Annotated in this window: 18 protein-coding genes; 12 read left to right on the top strand and 6 right to left on the bottom strand. The window is 44.5% G+C overall.

All coding sequences use genetic code 11. The annotated features are described in order from the left end of the window. Window positions 1–10 precede the first annotated feature (10 nt). A complete protein-coding gene (locus tag H6G17_RS33950) occupies window positions 11–142 on the bottom strand; it encodes a hypothetical protein (protein WP_277875949.1) in 132 nt (43 codons plus the stop codon). A 129-nt stretch (window positions 143–271) separates the two neighbouring features. Here H6G17_RS33950 and cbiM point away from each other — a divergent pair, with 129 nt between their 5' ends. From cbiM to H6G17_RS07545, 8 genes are all read left to right on the top strand, one after another. Beyond that, window positions 272–1,024, top strand: coding sequence for a cobalt transporter CbiM (cbiM, locus tag H6G17_RS07580; RefSeq protein ID WP_106166413.1), 753 nt, complete (start codon window positions 272–274; stop codon window positions 1,022–1,024). An 86-nt stretch (window positions 1,025–1,110) separates the two neighbouring features. Beyond that, window positions 1,111–1,461: a PDGLE domain-containing protein gene (locus H6G17_RS07575; RefSeq protein WP_015153979.1), complete on the top strand. Its 351-nt coding sequence runs from the start codon at window positions 1,111–1,113 to the stop codon at window positions 1,459–1,461. A 105-nt stretch (window positions 1,462–1,566) separates the two neighbouring features. Further along, a complete protein-coding gene (gene cbiQ, locus H6G17_RS07570) occupies window positions 1,567–2,349 on the top strand; it encodes a cobalt ECF transporter T component CbiQ (protein WP_192155731.1) in 783 nt (260 codons plus the stop codon). A 123-nt stretch (window positions 2,350–2,472) separates the two neighbouring features. Beyond that, window positions 2,473–3,264 carry an ATP-binding cassette domain-containing protein gene (locus tag H6G17_RS07565; protein WP_192155808.1) on the top strand — a complete coding sequence of 264 codons (792 nt, stop codon included), beginning with the start codon at window positions 2,473–2,475 and terminating at the stop codon, window positions 3,262–3,264. A 220-nt stretch (window positions 3,265–3,484) separates the two neighbouring features. Next, window positions 3,485–4,489 (top strand): multicopper oxidase domain-containing protein, encoded by a 1,005-nt coding sequence (locus H6G17_RS07560; RefSeq protein WP_192155729.1) that lies wholly within the window; start codon window positions 3,485–3,487, stop codon window positions 4,487–4,489. Window positions 4,490–4,561: 72 nt separating this feature from the next. Continuing rightward, complete coding sequence (locus H6G17_RS07555; RefSeq protein ID WP_192155724.1) at window positions 4,562–5,668, top strand: helix-hairpin-helix domain-containing protein; 1,107 nt, start codon at window positions 4,562–4,564, stop codon at window positions 5,666–5,668. A gap of 106 nt (window positions 5,669–5,774) precedes the next feature. Beyond that, entirely contained in the window at window positions 5,775–6,221 is a 447-nt protein-coding gene (locus H6G17_RS07550) for a ferritin-like domain-containing protein (RefSeq protein WP_192155722.1), read from the top strand. A 108-nt stretch (window positions 6,222–6,329) separates the two neighbouring features. Next, a complete protein-coding gene (locus H6G17_RS07545) occupies window positions 6,330–7,304 on the top strand; it encodes an FTR1 family protein (protein ID WP_192155720.1) in 975 nt (324 codons plus the stop codon). Window positions 7,305–7,347: 43 nt separating this feature from the next. On the opposite strand, the gene H6G17_RS07540 is transcribed toward H6G17_RS07545, so the two are convergent. Beyond that, on the bottom strand, window positions 7,348–8,580 hold the full coding sequence (locus tag H6G17_RS07540; protein WP_242038289.1) for a glycosyltransferase: 1,233 nt from the start codon (window positions 8,578–8,580) through the stop codon (window positions 7,348–7,350). 209 nt (window positions 8,581–8,789) lie between these two features. Further along, complete coding sequence (locus H6G17_RS07535; protein ID WP_192155718.1) at window positions 8,790–10,046, bottom strand: glycoside hydrolase family 10 protein; 1,257 nt, start codon at window positions 10,044–10,046, stop codon at window positions 8,790–8,792. A 94-nt stretch (window positions 10,047–10,140) separates the two neighbouring features. Here H6G17_RS07535 and H6G17_RS07530 point away from each other — a divergent pair, with 94 nt between their 5' ends. From H6G17_RS07530 to H6G17_RS07520, 3 genes are all read left to right on the top strand, one after another. Continuing rightward, the gene (locus tag H6G17_RS07530; RefSeq protein WP_192155716.1) at window positions 10,141–11,085 is read left to right on the top strand and encodes a tetratricopeptide repeat protein; all 945 of its coding nucleotides are present in this window, start codon (window positions 10,141–10,143) and stop codon (window positions 11,083–11,085) included. A gap of 287 nt (window positions 11,086–11,372) precedes the next feature. Further along, window positions 11,373–11,759, top strand: a complete 387-nt coding sequence (locus H6G17_RS07525) for a VOC family protein (protein ID WP_192155714.1) — start codon at window positions 11,373–11,375, stop codon at window positions 11,757–11,759. Between the two features lie 142 nt (window positions 11,760–11,901). Continuing rightward, window positions 11,902–12,282 carry a hypothetical protein gene (locus H6G17_RS07520; RefSeq protein ID WP_192155713.1) on the top strand — a complete coding sequence of 127 codons (381 nt, stop codon included), beginning with the start codon at window positions 11,902–11,904 and terminating at the stop codon, window positions 12,280–12,282. Window positions 12,283–12,397: 115 nt separating this feature from the next. On the opposite strand, the gene H6G17_RS07515 is transcribed toward H6G17_RS07520, so the two are convergent. Beyond that, window positions 12,398–12,829 carry a VOC family protein gene (locus H6G17_RS07515; RefSeq protein ID WP_192155712.1) on the bottom strand — a complete coding sequence of 144 codons (432 nt, stop codon included), beginning with the start codon at window positions 12,827–12,829 and terminating at the stop codon, window positions 12,398–12,400. A gap of 29 nt (window positions 12,830–12,858) precedes the next feature. Between H6G17_RS07515 and H6G17_RS07510 the strand changes: the two genes are divergently transcribed. Continuing rightward, entirely contained in the window at window positions 12,859–13,683 is an 825-nt protein-coding gene (locus tag H6G17_RS07510) for a TIGR00297 family protein (protein WP_199316577.1), read from the top strand. Here H6G17_RS07510 and H6G17_RS07505 read toward each other — a convergent pair. Beyond that, window positions 13,680–15,533 carry an FAD-dependent oxidoreductase gene (locus tag H6G17_RS07505; protein ID WP_192155710.1) on the bottom strand — a complete coding sequence of 618 codons (1,854 nt, stop codon included), beginning with the start codon at window positions 15,531–15,533 and terminating at the stop codon, window positions 13,680–13,682. The genes H6G17_RS07510 and H6G17_RS07505 overlap by 4 nt on opposite strands. A gap of 78 nt (window positions 15,534–15,611) precedes the next feature. After that, window positions 15,612–17,645 carry a serine/threonine-protein kinase gene (locus H6G17_RS07500; protein WP_192155708.1) on the bottom strand — a complete coding sequence of 678 codons (2,034 nt, stop codon included), beginning with the start codon at window positions 17,643–17,645 and terminating at the stop codon, window positions 15,612–15,614. Window positions 17,646–17,719: the final 74 nt, after the last annotated feature.

The raw sequence follows: 17,719 nt of genomic DNA, 5'->3' as shown, positions 1-17,719 counted from the left end.
ATTTAATTTTTTATTCTTTGTCAACGTCATAAAGATTTAATTGAGGCGATCGCGTTCGTAGGTAATGCGATCGCTTCTCTATCTTTAGGTGTAGAAATAGAGAATGCACACAATTAGCATTTAGCTGCTTAAATTTAGACATTTTTTCCATTTCATAAAAATAATCTAAAGCTTGATTTGTATGCCCCCCTATAGGATTGAAATTTTTATACAAAATCGTTTTGATTAAAAGGCTGATTAAGATTATGTTTGCTGAATAAAGCATAAAGCTATGCCAATCGTTCCATTGATGCAAGCTCTTTCTTCTGGTTGGCTGTATCATTCAATACAGCCATATTTAGCGCTGCATATCCCAGATGGCTTTTTAAACCTACCCGTAATTGCTGTTACCTGGATACTGGCGATCGCCCTGATCGCTATATCCCTAAATCGCGTGCAGGCAGACTACCAGGAAAAGGCAGTGCCTCTAATGGGCGTTTGCGCTGCATTTATCTTCGCCGCACAGATGATCAACTTTCCCATTCCAGGTGGTACATCCGGTCATTTGCTGGGAGGTACTCTAGCAGGAGCGCTTTTAGGTCCTTGGGCGGGAACGCTAGTGATGACAGTCGTATTCATCGTCCAAGCGGTGGTGTTTCAAGATGGAGGCTTGACAGTATTGGGAGCCAACATCTTCAATATGGGTCTGATCGGTACGTTTGCCGGTTACTACCTTTACAAAGCAATTCGCTTTGCCATTGGTAGAAATAAATTATCAGGGATGGCTGTAGGAGCAGCAATCGCGGCTTGGGCAAGTGTCATGATTGCCGCGATTATTTGCGCGATTCAACTTGCTATCTCTGGAACCGTTCCCTTAGCAGTCGCAATCGGAGCTATGGCAACATGGCACGTCCTCATTGGGATTGGTGAAGCCGCAATTACAGTTGTAGCACTTGTCTTCATCTGGCGAACTCGCCCCGATATGTTTTACGATCCACCCCGTCGGGCTGTATCGCCAAGAAACAGAATAGGAGTTGGGGGTTAGAGAATTTGGAATTCCGAATTCCGAATTCCGAATTCGTTTGGTTGCCGTCAAAAAGCTTCACCACATAATTTTAGCGAGACTACCGTATGAGTAATAATTTGACGCGATCGCGTAACCGTGCTTTTGCGATCGCTGGATTGGGAATTGCCCTCATCGTTGCCGTTTTCCTCTCTCCCTTTGCCAGCCAAGATCCCGACGGCTTAGACAGAGTTTCCCAAGACCTTAAATTTGAAGACAAAGCCGCAGAGGATGCCCCAGCTAGCAAGTTACCTTTTTACTCCATTTTCGATGAATATGCCCTGCGAGGAGTTCCTGAAGGAATAGCAACCCCCATAGCTGGTTTAGTCGGTACGCTAGCTACTTTCGGCTTAGCCTGGGGAATCGGGAAAATAGTTGTCCGTGGTGAGTCTAGCTCCTCCGAGGAAGGCGATCGATGAACAGTTATCAGTGGAGCCAGTGACTAGTGACTAGTGGCTAGATAACGATCTGGTGACTAGCTACTCACACGCAACCTATGACCAATGACCAATAACCAATGACCAATGACGCTATTACATATTGGGGCATTTCAGCTAGATATTGATAGCCACAAAAATACTGTTTGGCACGCCCTTGCACCACGCACTCGCATTTTGTGTGTTTTACTGATGGTTTTTGCCATTGTCTTGACTCCCAACGGACGCTGGTGGACGTGGGGAATTTACGGCATAGCCGTTATTAGCTTATTATTCCTCACTCGCATTACTTTACCCGTACTGCTCAAACGCATAGCTGTGGAATTGTCCTTTGTAGGTGTAGTTTTACTCGGGACTTTGTTTCGGGATGGAGGCGAAGTTATTTGGGCATGGGGATTTTTACGAATCACCACCACAGGATTAACCGTATTGGGTAGCGTCACGCTGAAGGCGTTGCTATCGCTAATGATGTTAAATTTACTGACTTTAACGACATCAGTGCCAGCTTTGTTAAATGGTTTATTAGAATTACGTATTCCACCTTTACTCGTCGCAACTATTGCTTCTATGTATCGCTATTTGGGTGTATTGATAGGTGAATTCAACGCGATGCGACGAGCAGCAGCCTGTCGTAACTTAATGACTAATAGATACTGGCAGCGATTAGTTATTGGAAATACGATTGGTTCTCTATTCATTCGTACTTACGATCGCGGCGAACGAATTCATCATGCTATGTTATCGCGCGGTTATCGGGGAGCATTTCCAGTTGAAAAAATCCCCTCAGCAGGAAGACGCGACATTGTAGCTTTAGCGCTAACTTTAATTGTGATGCTAGCAGGACAAAGTGTTTATTTATTTAGAAAGTGACCAGTTATCAGTTATCAGTGTAGAGACGTTACATGTAACATCTGGTACAAAGTGGAGCTATAAATTTTGAATTTTGAAGTGCTCCCTCAACTTCGCAACTCTCTCTTCTCGCCTCTAGTTAAAATGCATCACAACCCGATCCTTGTGGAAAATCTCAGTTATGCCTACCCTGATGGTACGCAGGCACTTAGGAAAGTGAATTTGGCGATCGCATCTGGCGAGCGAGTTGCCTTAATTGGAGCGAATGGTTCGGGAAAATCGACATTACAGTTACACTTAAACGGAATTATTCTGCCTCAAGAAGGGAGGGTAATGGTAGGAGAGTGGGTTGTACAGCCTGAAAATTTACAATTAATTCGGAATTTTGTCGGGCTAGTATTTCAAAATCCTGACGATCAAATATTTATGCCCACAGTTTGGGAAGATATAGCTTTTGGTCCGATGAATTTGGGTTTGCGGGGAGAAGAATTGCATAAACGAGTTTTGCAAGCAATGGCACATGTAAACATCGATCCAGAATGGTACGGACATCGCAGTACGGAGAATCTCTCAGGAGGAGAGAAAAAAAGAATTGCGATCGCGGGTGTTTTGGCTATGCAACCCCAGATTTTAGTGCTAGACGAACCCTCAGCTCAACTCGATCCTCGTTCCCGTCGCCGATCGATCGAATTGCTCAAATCTCTGCCGATTACTCAACTCGTTGCCACCCACGACTTAGACTTAGCTTTAGATTTGTGCGATCGCACTGTGGTTTTGAGTCAGGGTCAAGTGGTTTACGACGGTACAACCGAACGAGTCATGGGTGATGCCAAATTCTTACTAGAACACGCCCTCGAACCACCACTTAGCTACAGTCGTCCCTACTGTAATTTGGAAGATGCTCCTTTGAAGAGTTGGGGGCTAGGGAAATCTTGAGGAGAAAAGTCACAAGTCACATTTAAACCCTACACCCTGCTCCCTTTGTTCACCGATAACTGACTTTCCTTACTCCACAAAAAGTCACCATACCTCTATCTTAAGTATCAAAAATTTTGATTAATTTATTGACAGTAATTTTCTCTAAAACTATACTAGAGGATCTGAAAATTATTTGCGAATATTTGTCAAAAGATTCCGCCAATACGCTGGCGATATCATGCCGAACAAATTTTTTCTGAGCAAATCAAAAACTTGGAACCGCCGCCAATTGTTGAAATGGGGGTTAGCAGGTGCAGGAACTGCCGGTGCTGCTGCTGTAGGGCTACACTTGGCATCTCGAAGTCATTCCGCCGTGCGCGTGCCACCCATACCACCTAGCGATCCATCAGACGATCGCGGTTTGCAACCCATGACCGTTCTCAGAGATTTCGACTACGGCACGCTGAAAAGAGAAAACGGCAGAAATATTCGCGAATTTCGGATTACAGCTCAAAACACGACGATTCAACTCAATCGCGCTGTTGTTTTTAACACCTGGAATTTTAACAATCGCATCCCAGGACCAACTTTACGCGCCAAACAAGGTGATTTCATCCGTGTTGTCTTTCTCAATCAAGGCGGGCATTCTCATTCAATGCACTTTCATGGGATTCATCCTACAGAAGAAGATGGCGTGCGTCCGATTCGGCATGGTGCGGCAACAGTTTACGAATTTGAGGCAAAGCCATATGGCATTCACCTCTACCACTGTCACGCTGAGCCTGTAACCCGTCACATTGGCAAGGGATTGTACGGTATGTTTATCATCGATCCGCCTCAAGGACGACCGCCAGCAGATGAAATGGTTTTAGTCATGGGTGGCTTTGATGTAGATGAAGATAAGCACAACGAGCTGTATGCCTTTAATGGTTTGCCGGATTACTACCACATGCACCCAATACCTGTTTACCAAAATCAGCTCATTCGGCTTTATTTGCTGAACATGATCGAATTAGATCCGGCGGTGACATTTCACATTCACGCTAACTTCTTCAAGGTTTATCCCACGGGCATGACTCTCAACCCCAGCCACGAATCAGATGTCATCACGATGGGGACAGCCGAACGTCACATTTTAGAATTTGCTTACCCCTATACGGGCAAGTATATGTTTCACCCCCATCAAGACGCGATCGCCGAAGCAGGATGCATGGGCTATTTTGACGTGATTAGTCAGGCATAAATACTAGATTTTGTCAAATCAGTTGACAATAATTTTCACCAAAACTCACTTTTCAATTAAGGAAGGCTGAAAATGCTGCGGAAATTACCAAACGGGCAGAGAGTGGCACAAAACAAAAATTCCTGGTTCCTAAGCTTCGATCGCAGACTTAGAGCGATCGCGCGGTTCTTGTTACTCAGTATCAGCGCCGCAATGTTGGCGATCGTTGTTAGCTGCACTCAACAAACACCAGATACCAGTAATAACCCCTCTCCAGCCCCTGCAACGAATACAAGCGCCTCTGCACCCAACCATCAACAACACGGCGGGAAAGAGCAAATTAACATCAATACTGCCATCCTTTCAGAATTAGATAAATTTGAAGCCATGTTGGGCGTACCTGCCTTGTCTAATAAAATTCAAGCCAGTCGCCCCTACGCTAATCCCGAAGAACTCGTCTCCAAAAACGTCGTTACCCAAGAGCAATTCGACAAAATTAAGGACATGGTGACAGTAGAAGATGTGGTGCTGACTGGGGAAGCTAAAGATGTAGACTACATGTCCAAACTCGGCTTGATGAAAGGACACTTAATCGTAGCAAAAGAATTACTCGACAAACAGCTACCGAAGCAAGCAGAACCCCACATCGGACACCCAGTAGAAGAAATCTACGTGGATGTAGAAGAGCAGCTCAACGAACGCAATGTTAAAGAATTTAAGACAACTTTGATTGGCTTGCAAGATTTGATTAAAGCTCAGCCCAAGTCCGATAAAGTGCAAGCCGACTTTTCAGCTTCTATGCAAGCAGTAGACGGAGCGATCGCGGCATTACCAGAAAACGAGCGTTCCTCTGCCGCATTTAACCTTCAAGTCATCAACGAATTACTCGATGCTGCTAACTCCGAATATGGAGCGGCGATCGCCAATGGTAAAATTTCAGCTGCGATTGAGTACCAAGACTCTCGTGGTTTTGTGATCTATGCCAACAACCTTTATCAAAAGATAGCCGACCAAATGGCAAAGGAAAACCCCGAAGCACACAAGACAATAGAGACTAGTCTAAAAGACCTTGCCAAAGCCTGGCCCTCTCCCGTTCCACCAGCCAAACCTGTCAATACTCCCGAGGAAGTATCTCAGTTAGTCAAAGCGATCGAGCAAAACTCGCAGCAAGTTATTAGTAAATCTAATCCCTCCGCCTAAACCCAGATTTGTTACAGTTATAGATCGTCTGTCGTCAGTAGGTAATAACGAAATGCTACAACCTACTGACCAATGACCAATGACCAATAACAAATGACAAATAACAATGCGCGAACTCGACCAAAAACAAACAATCGAACTGCTAAACTCCATCATGGAGTTTGAACTGGCGGGGGTGGTACGCTATACCCATTACTCTTTGATGGTGACTGGTCCCAACCGGATTCCAATTGTCGAGTTTTTCAAACTGCAAGCTACCGAATCCCTAACTCACGCCCAGCAAGTAGGAGAAATTTTAACTGGTTTAGAGGGACATCCCAGCTTGAGAATTGCTCCGATGGAGGAAACCTACCAGCATACGGTACGGAATATTTTGGAAGAAAGTCTTTCTCACGAACGGAAAGCGCTAGATTTATATAAAAAACTGCTCGATACTGTAGAAGATGCCAGCGTTTATCTAGAGGAATTTGCCCGTACCATGATTGGAACGGAAGAACTGCACAACATCGAAATTAAAAAGATGCTACGCGACTACAGCGGTAGTACTGTGTAGTGTTGATGGTCAATCGTTGATAGTTTGTAGCTGCGAACAATTAACTATTGACTATTAACAATCAGTGATTTTGTGAAATTATCTGGATAAAATTACTTAGAAAATCCAATGAATTTTAGTGCCGCTCTACCTACTTTTGTCATTACCCTGCGGGAGGGAGTAGAAGCAGCCCTCGTCGTGGGGATAGTTTTGGCTTTGCTCAAGAAAGCCAAGCAGAGCAAACTCAACTCCTGGGTTTATGCTGGTGTTGGAGTTGGAATCGCCGCAAGTGCGTTGGTGGGTTTGTTATTCAGTGCCATCATTCAAGCTCTAGGTACAATAAATCCTGAATATACTTCAGTGGTAGAGCCACTGATGGAAGGAGTCTTCAGTGCTATCGCGATCGCTATGCTCAGCTGGATGCTGATTTGGATGACTCGTCAGGCGCGGTTTTTGAAAGCGGAAGTAGAAGGGACGGTGACGGCGGCGCTCAAACAAGACAATGGTGCGGGTTGGGGCGTTTTTAGCTTAATTTTCATTGCCGTACTGCGAGAAGGGTTTGAAACCGTCTTATTTATTGCTGCCAATTTTCAACAAGGTTTTTTTCCGGCGATTGGGGCAATTGGTGGTTTAGTGAGTGCGATCGCGATCGGAGTTTTGTTATTTAAGTGGGGCGTAAAAATCAACATTCGCCTATTTTTTCAAATTATGGGCGTTCTATTATTGCTAATCGTGGCGGGGTTAGTTGTTTCTGCACTGGCACATTTTGATACTGCTATTGCTACTCTTGCCAAATTGAATCGACAGTCAGAAAGTCTGTGTTTTTATTACGAACGCTTCACCCGCAATCCCTCGTGTATTTTGGGACCAAGAGTATGGAATACCTCGAAAATTTTACCAGACGAGCAATTCCCTGGCGTAATTTTAAAAGCTTTATTTGGCTATCGAGATGACCTATTTTTAGTCCAGGCAATATCTTATGTAGCGTTTTTAGTGACTGTAGGTGGGATTTATTTTCGCAGTTTAGGCATGGGTGTAAGTAAGCCAAAATCAGAGCCTGCTACAACTCATCAGTCTATTAGTTCTGGTAGCAAGGAAACTTAACTAATAGAGTGCGTTAAATAACGCACCCTACAATTATGAAATCTTACACGTGCTGAAAAATTACCTTGGCATATTCCTCGGCAGTATTTTGCTCGGCAAACTGTTTCATGCTAGTGCGATCGCCTAAACTTGTAGCGTCAGTCAAAAATCGAGTTAATCCTTGAGCAATTTCACTTGGTATCGTCGAATCTACACCTAACCCTAGCTGATAGCGTTTAACCATCTCTCCCATTAAACCGTAGTTGGAACTGAGAACTGGTTTTTGGACTGCGGCAGCTAATAGTAAAATGCCACTCATACCAATATGACATTGATATGGGGCTAATACGACATCAGCAAGTTGAAAATATGCTTGTACGGTATCTTCAGAAATATATTCAAACCGTGTCAGAATTTGTACGGGGTGTGACTGCTGAACTCGCTCAATTTGTGACTGGATGGCTGCTTGCTCTGGCGGATATGCATTGCCGACAATTAAAAGACAGATCTGTGCGCTAAGATTTGATGGCAACTGCGATATCGCTTCCAGCGTTTGATATACTCCTTTACGTTCGGCTTCAAACGAACCAAACAGAAGAAATATTTGCCGATTAGCATCAATACCTAATTTTGTTTTGAGAAGATCTGGCTGTATGATTTCAGAAACATGGCGATCGACTTGAACTGGATCTGGTAAATGTACGGCTGCTACATGAGAATTCAATGGCTCCAAATGTTTGATGACGAAGGGATCGAGACAGAAGAGAGTCTTCAATTGGGGATGTTTTAGCATCCGTGCTATGACAGTTTTCTCCCGATATTGTTGCAGAAAACTTTTTCTAGAAGGTACGTAGCTACTAAAGTCACTATAGTGAAAAGTTGGCTTGAAATATATTCCAGATAATTTGCAAGGTGACTTGAATCCTAGAGCTAGTGGAATTTGACAAGTATCTAAATACATAATCAGACATTCGCTAGCGTTTAAAGATTTAGCATATCGACAAAGTATTTGCCATTCTTGAAAGTTGCGCCAAGCACGCTTTAACTTGGAATTTCGAGATTTGAGCGCAGCGTCTTCTGCGGCGGAGATCGCTACTATTTGAATAGTATTTTGATTATATTCGTTAACGAGACCGACAACATCAGCGTGTTTTTCAAAAAACATTGGCGATACAACTACGTCGAGTCTATCCGCTAACTGGCGATCGCCCCAATATTGTATGAGGTGTTTAATGTATGCTGCATGATGACCTAAAATAGAGAGGTCAAATAGCATCAAATTGCGTTTTTTTATCATAGCTTTTTATATTTTGCATGTTTCATGACTATTTCAGTTTGCCCATTTTCAGTTGCTCTGCAAACCTTCTACAGGAATCTGGTTTGATTATTGAAAAAATCTCAATATGGGTAGGGTGCGTTATTAACGCACCCTACCTGATAGCAAATATTTCGCTAATTTGGCATTGGTGAAACTACTGAGCGATATAAACAACAATAGAAAATACTTTACGAAGCGTTTCTAGAGGAATTTTCTGTTTGCCATCCTACTAAAGTATTTGGTCTATTTGTAGGAAGAGAAAATAGTTTTTGAAAACCTAATTGACGTTTTTCCGGAGATTCTTTGGCTAAATTCCATAAAGTTTCATAGAAAAAGAAAGAAATGCCTGCAAAGTTATGTCTGCGAGTCACTTGAACTTGATTTTGAATTTGCCCCCACGGAACGTATTTACCTTTTAAACCTGATAAAATTCCAATCCCGACAGGAATATGTTTTCGTGCTGCTTCAACTTCTGGATATTGTAATTCGCTCAGAAATACTTTGAGATCGTTGCGATAGACTTGCAAAACCAATTCTTCAACTAATCCTTGTCTGTCCCAATCTGCCCAATCTGCAAGAAAAAGGTCGTAGGAAACTCTTTGAGGATTGGGAGCAATTGAAATTATGCAATTCGGTTTCTGTTGCTTGACTACTTGAAATACCTGTTTCAAAAAAGCCGTAATTTTATCAGCACGCCAGCGCAGCCATTCGGAATCCTGAGGATCGATAGGTGGCTTTTTTCCCTGATGTTCTTGCTGATATAAATTCACGGTAAATGGATCGTAGCCAAATTCTGAAGGTAAACCGAAATGATCGTCAAATTGAATTCCGTCTATATCGTATTTCGTCACAACTTCTAAAATTAAACTTTGAATAAACTGCTGTACTTCAGGATGAAAAGGATTAAGCCAGACTCGTTTGTGTTTACCTTCTAGCCAAATTTCCTGATTATTTTGCCTACGAGTTAACCACTGAGGGTGGCGTTTTGCCAACTGGGAATCAGCAGGAGCCATAAACCCAAATTCAAACCAGGGAATGACTCCCATGCGTTGTCGATCGCCCTGTAAAGCATTTTGTTGATGTCCTTGCTGGATAATTTCTTGTAAAATATCTCGTCCTTGTAATCCAGGCGTGGGATCGAGCGATCGCCCGATGGTGTTTGCAGCAACTGAGCTAGGATACAACGTGTATCCCCAGTTCCAAATCGTCGGATAGATAGTATTAAAATTTAATCGATGTAAGGTTTGGATTGCTTGACTGAGGCGATCGCGTTTAAATAACACATCACTATCAATATTCGTCAGCCATACTCCCCTAATTTCGGCAGAGTTTGAATTGGGTTTAGGAAGAGTTGGCGAGGCTATGAGAGTTATGGGAGATAAGCATAGGATAGCCGCTAGGCTGAACAGGGCGATCGCTAGGGGAGCAAAAAATTTCCGGCGCATCTTGATTAAGTGAACCTACTGACGGCAAATTCTACAGTATGGGGAAAGCTATCTATCAGAACTCTTAAAGGAATTTTGCTGATTCTATCGGTTTATGCAAGTTATAGTTCTGCTAGCCTTACTCCTGGGGATACTTGTAGCAACATTCGTATTTGGCATTGTGACGAAAAATTTTCTGCTATCCCTCGTTGCATTTCCATCGATCTATTTCTATATAGCGGCTGTACTAAAAGAATGGCGATATCTTCCTTTACGAGAACGCAGCTTTTATCTATGTAAATTAAAACGTTATCAAGAAGCGATCGCGGCTTGCGATCGATTTCTCGGACGTTTGCCGGGATACGGTTTTACTTGGTTTAACCGAGGTTTATTATTATTTGAGTTAAAACGCTATCGAGAGGCGATCGCGAGTTACGATAAAGCTTTAGATTGTGCTAGAGATTACTACAAAGGATTTCCCTATCGAGTCTGGTATCATCGAGGTTTGGCACTATATCACTTAGGGCGTTATAAACAAGCGATCGCCAATTACGACGAATCGCTCAAATATACAAAAACATATCATCGCAATTTACGCTATCAGGTCTGGTATCATCGAGGTCTGGCGTTGCAAGAATTGGGATTGTATAGAGAAGCAATTTTTAGCTACGACCGAGCAATGCAGTATATGCACCGATACAATCGGGGTTGGCAACAAAAAGGAGAAAATGAGGTAGAGATTGCCGAGCCGCAAGACTTCTGGTATTCTCTGGATAATTTATGGTGTGACTGCTTGGATCGGCTACAGTCCGTCCGCTTGCGCTACGAAAAGGCGATCGCCAGCCATAATCCAGGTTCTAAATACAAGCCAGACTTCGGCGATGCTTTCTACAATCGTGCTTGCTGTTTTGCAGCCGCAGGGGATACGGATTTGGCTTTGGCAAATTTGCAACAAGCGATCTATCTCAATCCCAGCGAGTATAGGGAAAAAGCCAAAGCTGATGCGGGATGGAATGAGTTGCGGCGCGATCGACAGTTTCAGAGGTTGATTATTGGTTGATCTCATAGCAATTCTCGATTGTGTGGATGACATTTGTAGGGACGCACAGCTGTGCGCCCCTACCAGACGTGTATTGCATCCAATTGAAAACCGCGATCAAATCTTGTACAGGGGCGACTGTAAGTCGCGACTACACAGAAGCGGGCGGTTGGGCAACGGGTTGCCCAACATTAGCCGCGTACAAAACCCGCCTGCGCGGGTTAAGAATAAGGTTAATAGTTGTTATTTGGTAACTTAGTATATGGGCGCATGGTTGTGCGCCTTTACAGTTATCTCCTTGCCAATCTATGCAAGTTACAGGTGTCCATCACGTTGCGATTATTTGTTCTGACTACGAGCGATCGAAGAAATTCTATACAGAAATTTTAGGATTTTCGATTATTGAAGAAACATTTAGGGCAGCGAGAAATTCTTATAAATTAGATTTAAGAGTTAGCGATACGGTTCAAATTGAATTGTTTTCTTTTCCTACACCGCCGTCAAGACCGAGTAAACCGGAAGCTTGTGGATTGAGGCATTTAGCTTTTGCTGTTGACGATCTCGATCGCGCTGTCACCGAGCTAAATTCTCAAGGAGTGCAAGTAGAAGATATTAGAATAGACGAAATTACAGGTAAACGTTTTACTTTTTTTCAAGACCCAGATAATTTACCGCTGGAACTTTATGAAAATTAACATCTTTGTCCTTTGCAAAAGGCGAATAAAATTCGCGGAACCACACAAACTTTCGTCCACCTGCGCGGACTATAGAACCATTGATTTTTTGAAATTTCATCTAGCAACTTGTCTACCAACAAGGAGTTTTTTAACTCTGATTTTGACTTGTAGTTTATTTTTGTGTTTTAGCGTTAATTTTATTTCTAGTGCTGTAGCTGCACCGAGTCAGATTGCTGAAAATGTAGACGCGAACAGTCAAAGCGATCGCGTGCCTCCTAAAGTCGTTAAAGCTGTCATTGCCGATTTGTCTCAGCAGCAAAATATTTCTCTAGATAAACTAAAAGTGACTAAATACAGTCGTGAAAGTTGGTCTGATGGTTGCTTGGGACTACCTCAACCGGAAGAAATTTGCTCGCAGGCGATCGTTGAAGGTTGGCGGGTTGTGGTGTCGGACGGTAGCCAAAAATGGATTTATCGTACTGATAATAGTGGGAGAAACGTGCGATTAGAATCACCAAAGATTTCTAAAGTCAAAATTTAAAAGTCAAAAGTCAAACTTTAGTCAAAATTTTGAAGTTGTGTGAAATAGCAATTGGTGCTGCAAGATTTAGTTAAGTCTAAATTGAAATAACTTATTTCTTGAACGAGTTAAATTTCTAAACTAAATCTCCGATACGAGCGCTGTTGTAACTACCAAAAACCGCTTCCAAATTCCGGTAGTATTTAAATTCCATTAGGTTATAAAACGGATCTTCTAGGAAGAACGTATAGTGTTCTAGAGGAGAATCAACAAAGCGCTGTTTGGGTGTTTCTCTAAATTTGAGGTGCTGGTGTTGCGATCGCTCTAATAAATTTTCCCATTCCAATTTAGAGGAAAAAATTAAACCAAAGTGTCTGGGATAGACACCACGCTGTGGAGCCAGAGGCTCTTTAGTCATATGAGCTACTAGCTGATGCCCGTAAAGATTTAAAATCAAAGCATGGTGAGTTTCACGACCGGGAATGCAGCCCAAACCATCGATGTAGAAGGCTTTTGTCTGGGCAATGTCGGTAATGGGAAAGGCAAGGTGAAAAATAGTTTGATTCATAAGTTTTTCAATATTCTGGCAAAATTCAGATGACTACTAATTTATCCTTGATGTTTTCAAATTCATCGTTCCTCAATTCCGTACTAGTTGCTGTCGGGGTGCATACAGTTTTGCTGGGTGTAGCCTGGATTGCTCCCAAAAAATTGCTAACTCCGGCTGGGCTATTGCACGCTTTGTTCTTGGGTGTTCTCTTGTACTTGAGTGTAGGTTGGCAGGGTGAATTAGTTGTCGTGTTCTATTTTCTCGTTGGTTCTGCTGTGACATACATCGGTATGGCACAAAAGGAAGCAGAAGGAATTGCAGAAAAACGTTCTGGTGCGAGGGGACCAGAAAATGTCTGGAGTTCAGCTCTGACAGGGGCGCTGTGTGCAGTAGGAATCGCGATAACTTCGTTAAGTTTTGCTAATGCGACTACCTTTGTGGCTCATTCAAGTCCGATTGTATCTCTACTATTATTAGGTTTTGTCGCGAGTTTCAGCACCAAACTTTCCGATACCTGTGCTAGCGAAGTTGGAAAAGCTTACGGTCAGAGGACATTTTTAATTACGACTCTACAACCCGTGGCAAGAGGAACGGAAGGGGCTGTCAGCTTAGAGGGGACGTTGGCTGGTGTAGCGGGTTCGGTAGCGATCGCCATGCTAGCTTGGGGACTCGGTTTAATCGATTTACTAGGCATACTCTGGTGTGTCATCGCTGCCTTTATTGCCACTAATATTGAAAGCTTAATTGGCGCAACGGTAGAAGGTAAAGTTAGTTGGCTAACTCATGATGTTGTCAATTTTTTGAATACGCTAATTGGGGCGATCGCAGCTATATTGCTCGCTTTAATTTGGCAATTGTTAGTTAATGTTTAATGGTTGACTGTCGGCTCAATTTTTTCTACCAACAACCATCTACCTGCATGGTTTAACCGCCCGTAAACCGAGATCGGTTGGTTATCTGGGTAGATTTCTAGTTTTTCGTCAATGGGCGATCGCAAAGTTACCAGCGTCCAATCTTGTCCCTGCAATTCTTCAGGCATGGATATAGTCAATGTATAGTCTTGCACGTCCCGACGATGGAAAATACCTGAGTAATGGGTAATGGGTAATAGGTCATTGGTAGTTGCTCCCTTGTCCCCCTTGTCTCCCTTGTCTCCCTTGTCTCCCTGTCCTTTCTTACCCCAATGATTCCCGCTAGCCGGATACTCCTCTGGGCGATCGAGGTAGTAGCGTTGCCATTCTAACCAGTCAGGAGATGCGGGTGATGAATTGAATAAAGGCACGATCGCCGCCGGACAGCGCGGCTCTTGTAATAGAGCTTCTTGTAAGTCTCTTACGGGTAATTCGCGCGGCTGACAACCCCTAGAAATACACATGGCTGCTGCCATTCCAGCAGCCTGTCCGAGATTCATCACCACTGGCTGCAAGCGCGTCGCACCATTGGCAATGTGAGAGACAGAAATATTCTTTTCACACGCTAAGAAGCCGTCGATCGCTGCCGGAATTAGACAATGATAGGGTATGGTAAAAGGCGTTCCCGTCCAGCGCCCTCCCCAGCGAATGGATTTCGATCGTAGGGGAAAATCGAAACCTGGGTAGTGGTGGTCGTTGGCATAGTTACCAATTGCGATCGCGTTGATACCTGTACTATCGACTGGTAAAGCAGCGACTCGACCTTCAGCTAAGGGCAAAATATCCTGTTCTCGCACCGTAGCCATGCCAACAACGCGCCGACTCTCACGGTAGTAAGGGTGGAGAGCGTATGCACCACTGTGGTGTAGGGGCGCACGGCTGTGCGCCCCTACACGATTGGCATAGAAAGGAAATACACCTTCAGCCAAACCATATCGCCTTCCAAGTTGGGTTTGAATATAGTGTAAGAAGCCCTGCGTATGCCACAAACTTTCTTGCAGAAACTCAGATCTAGCCGTGGTGGAGGTAACTAGTCGGTCTAAACCTTCGCCGTAGTCGTTGCCGCAGATGGGCCAATTGAGCATGAATAAATCGCCTGGTAAACGCCCGTAGTCAAGAAATTGTTCGGCTCCGTAGCTTTCCCAAGCTTCAGCAAATATTTCTGGACTGTATGACGGTGGTGGGAGAATAACTGGAGCGATCGCATCCCCAAAATCTTGCATGAGTCCTACCCAAGTGGGCGCTTGAACTGGGTATTTTGTCGTTAGCTCGTTTGGAGCAATTGGGGCGCTGGGTTCTCCCCATTGCGATCGCCATTCCCATCCCCAACGGTACGGAATCTCGGCTAAAGCCACTAAATCCCCTAACTCCGTAGCATCAATGGTAATTTCGGCAGTAACCGTAAACTCTGCAAATTCTACCCCAAAAATGCGATCGCCTTGGCGTAAAACGGCTTGCGGTACTTGTCCCACCAGCCAATTCAAGTTAGGCAATTCTTGTACCCATCGAGCAAAAATCTGCGCTCCTATACGCGGGTCGAAGCTAAAAAAGCTCACCCAGCTATGGTCTAATCCTTCCGGCTGGCATTGCTGCAATTCCCGCAAAAATGCTCCCCACAAGCCTGTTTGCCATGCTACCAATTCGTTACCATCAGGAACCGATACTCCAGCTGATGTCAGCATACCTCCTAACCAAGGAAATTCACTGACCAGCATTGTTTTTGCACCAGATCGCGCTGCTTGAATTGCCGCAGCCGTACCACCAGTACCACCGCCAACGACTAGGACATCGGTATGAAATTGAGAATTCATTCAGTCATTAAGGAGTAGGGAGCAGGGAGTAGGGAGTAGGGAAGAACTTATAATTTGCCAATGACCAATGACAACTTGCTATTCCCAAATTTTGATTGTCCGATCTTTGCTGCTGCTGACCAAAGTTTGACCTCTGGGGCTAGGCACGATCGCCAATACCCAGTCGGTGTGAGCTAGTAGATCGTGTAGGAGTTGCCCCGATTGCGGCTGCCAAATTTTGATCGTGCGATCGAGGCTTGCACTCATTAGGGTGTTACCATCATTACCGTAAGCAATCGCAACAGTTCTATGCTCGTGTTCTGCCAGCGTTTGTAGTTGCTCTCCAGTTCGCCAGTTCCAAATCTTCACGGTTTTATCCCAACTCGTGCTAGCCAGATGTTGTCCGTCGGGGCTAAAGGTAATTGCCCTGACTGCATCAGTATGCCCGGTCAGCGTGCGTAGTAGTCTTCCTGTAGCTAAATCCCATAACTTAATCGTGCGATCGATGCTGCCAGTAGCAAAAGTTTGCCCGTTAGGACTTACAGCCAAGGAAAACACCCGGCGATCGTGTGCTGGAAGCGTGCGATGCAGTTGTCCGTTCTGGGCGTTCCACAGCTTGACAGTTCCATCTTCTCCCGCACTAAAAAGCGTCTGTCCGTCTTGACTGATGGCAACAGTCCATACAGGTCCCCCATGTCCGAGTAGCCTTCCCAAGGGTCTGCCTGTTGTGATATTCCACAGCCGTACCGTTTTTTCGCCGCCACCGCTCACCAAAATTTGTCCATCTTGACTCAGAGCGATCGCCCGTACTGTATCTGTATGCCCGGTAAGCGTGCGCTGTAATTCTCTAGTTTGTAGATCCCATACCTTAATCGTTTTATCTGCACTACCACTAACTAACGTACGTCCATCTTCGCTGACAGCGATCGCCCATACTGAATCTGTGTGTCCGGTTAAAGTTTGAGTCAACGTATAGCGATCGGAAAGCCGATTCGAGGCGATCGCGGCAAATTGTGCTTTAGGTGGCGCGATCGGTGGCACAGCCTTCGATCCTGGTCGAAGAGCGTAATACAAGCCTAGAATTAATCCTAGCGCCGAAGTAATGCCAATTGCCATCCCCAACCATAGCGCTATCTGTTGCTGCCCTCCAGTTGATGTTCTTCTCGACTTCGTTCCCGATCCATTCACCGCCGATGCATGGTGACTACCAGAATTTGGAGCAGTTGAGGCAGAATTTGGGGCAGAACTTCTTGAGATAGGTGTTGGTTGTGACAGTGCTGCTGTTGGTAGGAGTGGTTGGAGATCCGCTAGGACTTCAGTTGCTGATTGGTAGCGCTCGGTGAAATGGTAGCGTACCATTTGATTCAAAATCGATCCCAAAGCTAGAGTGACATTTGTGAGATGTTGCCAAATGACTTCCCCACTGTCGGCATCTTCTAGGAGCATTGTTGGTTGCATTCCAGTCAACGCTTGGATGGCAATCATCCCCAAGGCATAAATGTCGCTATTCGGGCGAGGACGACCTCGGCTTTGTTCGCTGGGCATATAGCCCGGTGTGCCGATCGCCATTGTTGCTGGAATTCCCATAGCAAAGTTGGCATTGGTTTGTCCTGCGGCAGTGACAACTTGCGTCCATGCCTGCTTGACCGACCCAAAATCGATCAGTACCAACTTGCTGTCGCTGTCACGCTGAATTAAGTTACTGGGTTTAATATCGCGGTGAATTAGCCCGTGGGCGTGAATCACTTCTAGAATAGTAAGGACTTCCTGTAAAAAATCGATGACTTGGGTTTCACTCCAGCGTACTCCTGGAGCCAAAACTCGATTCAGTGGTTGTCCGTGAATGTATTCTAATACCAGATAAAATTGTTGATCTAACTCGAAATAGTTTAACAGTTGCGGTACTTGGGAATAAGTACTCAATTTTTCTAGTGCTGCGACTTCACGAGTAAATACACGCCGTAGAGAAGACAGCGAGCTAGTGCGACCGGATGGTCCAGGCAAGAGATGTTTAACAATACATGCTTGCGGTGAGGGGGTAACGAGATCTTGTGCCAGATAGGTCTGACAATAATCGCTACTACTAAGGATTTGGACGATCTGGTATTGCCCTTTGATAATTTCACCTAGCATTGTGGCAGTTGCAAAAGCAGTGGCAATGATTGGGCGTTTTTAGTGTTAGTTAATCATAGCGATAGCTGGCGGTT

This window comes from Chroococcidiopsis sp. [FACHB-1243] (assembly GCF_014696895.1).
Classification (GTDB): domain Bacteria; phylum Cyanobacteriota; class Cyanobacteriia; order Cyanobacteriales; family Chroococcidiopsidaceae; genus Chroococcidiopsis.
Note: the sequence above shows the minus strand (reverse complement) of the source record. Positions and strands in the feature narration are given on the sequence as shown.

Excerpts from the sequence above, each read along its gene's own strand:
- H6G17_RS33950 (WP_277875949.1), bottom strand. The coding sequence starts at position 142 with ATGTCTAAATTTAAGCAGCTAAATGCTAATTGTGTGCATTCTCTATTT.
- cbiM (WP_106166413.1), top strand. The coding sequence starts at position 272 with ATGCCAATCGTTCCATTGATGCAAGCTCTTTCTTCTGGTTGGCTGTAT.
- H6G17_RS07575 (WP_015153979.1), top strand. The coding sequence starts at position 1,111 with ATGAGTAATAATTTGACGCGATCGCGTAACCGTGCTTTTGCGATCGCT.
- cbiQ (WP_192155731.1), top strand. The coding sequence starts at position 1,567 with ATGACGCTATTACATATTGGGGCATTTCAGCTAGATATTGATAGCCAC.
- H6G17_RS07565 (WP_192155808.1), top strand. The coding sequence starts at position 2,473 with ATGCATCACAACCCGATCCTTGTGGAAAATCTCAGTTATGCCTACCCT.
- H6G17_RS07560 (WP_192155729.1), top strand. The coding sequence starts at position 3,485 with ATGCCGAACAAATTTTTTCTGAGCAAATCAAAAACTTGGAACCGCCGC.
- H6G17_RS07555 (WP_192155724.1), top strand. The coding sequence starts at position 4,562 with ATGCTGCGGAAATTACCAAACGGGCAGAGAGTGGCACAAAACAAAAAT.
- H6G17_RS07550 (WP_192155722.1), top strand. The coding sequence starts at position 5,775 with ATGCGCGAACTCGACCAAAAACAAACAATCGAACTGCTAAACTCCATC.
- H6G17_RS07545 (WP_192155720.1), top strand. The coding sequence starts at position 6,330 with ATGAATTTTAGTGCCGCTCTACCTACTTTTGTCATTACCCTGCGGGAG.
- H6G17_RS07540 (WP_242038289.1), bottom strand. The coding sequence starts at position 8,580 with ATGATAAAAAAACGCAATTTGATGCTATTTGACCTCTCTATTTTAGGT.
- H6G17_RS07535 (WP_192155718.1), bottom strand. The coding sequence starts at position 10,046 with ATGCGCCGGAAATTTTTTGCTCCCCTAGCGATCGCCCTGTTCAGCCTA.
- H6G17_RS07530 (WP_192155716.1), top strand. The coding sequence starts at position 10,141 with ATGCAAGTTATAGTTCTGCTAGCCTTACTCCTGGGGATACTTGTAGCA.
- H6G17_RS07525 (WP_192155714.1), top strand. The coding sequence starts at position 11,373 with ATGCAAGTTACAGGTGTCCATCACGTTGCGATTATTTGTTCTGACTAC.
- H6G17_RS07515 (WP_192155712.1), bottom strand. The coding sequence starts at position 12,829 with ATGAATCAAACTATTTTTCACCTTGCCTTTCCCATTACCGACATTGCC.
- H6G17_RS07510 (WP_199316577.1), top strand. The coding sequence starts at position 12,859 with ATGACTACTAATTTATCCTTGATGTTTTCAAATTCATCGTTCCTCAAT.
- H6G17_RS07505 (WP_192155710.1), bottom strand. The coding sequence starts at position 15,533 with ATGAATTCTCAATTTCATACCGATGTCCTAGTCGTTGGCGGTGGTACT.
- H6G17_RS07500 (WP_192155708.1), bottom strand. The coding sequence starts at position 17,645 with ATGCTAGGTGAAATTATCAAAGGGCAATACCAGATCGTCCAAATCCTT.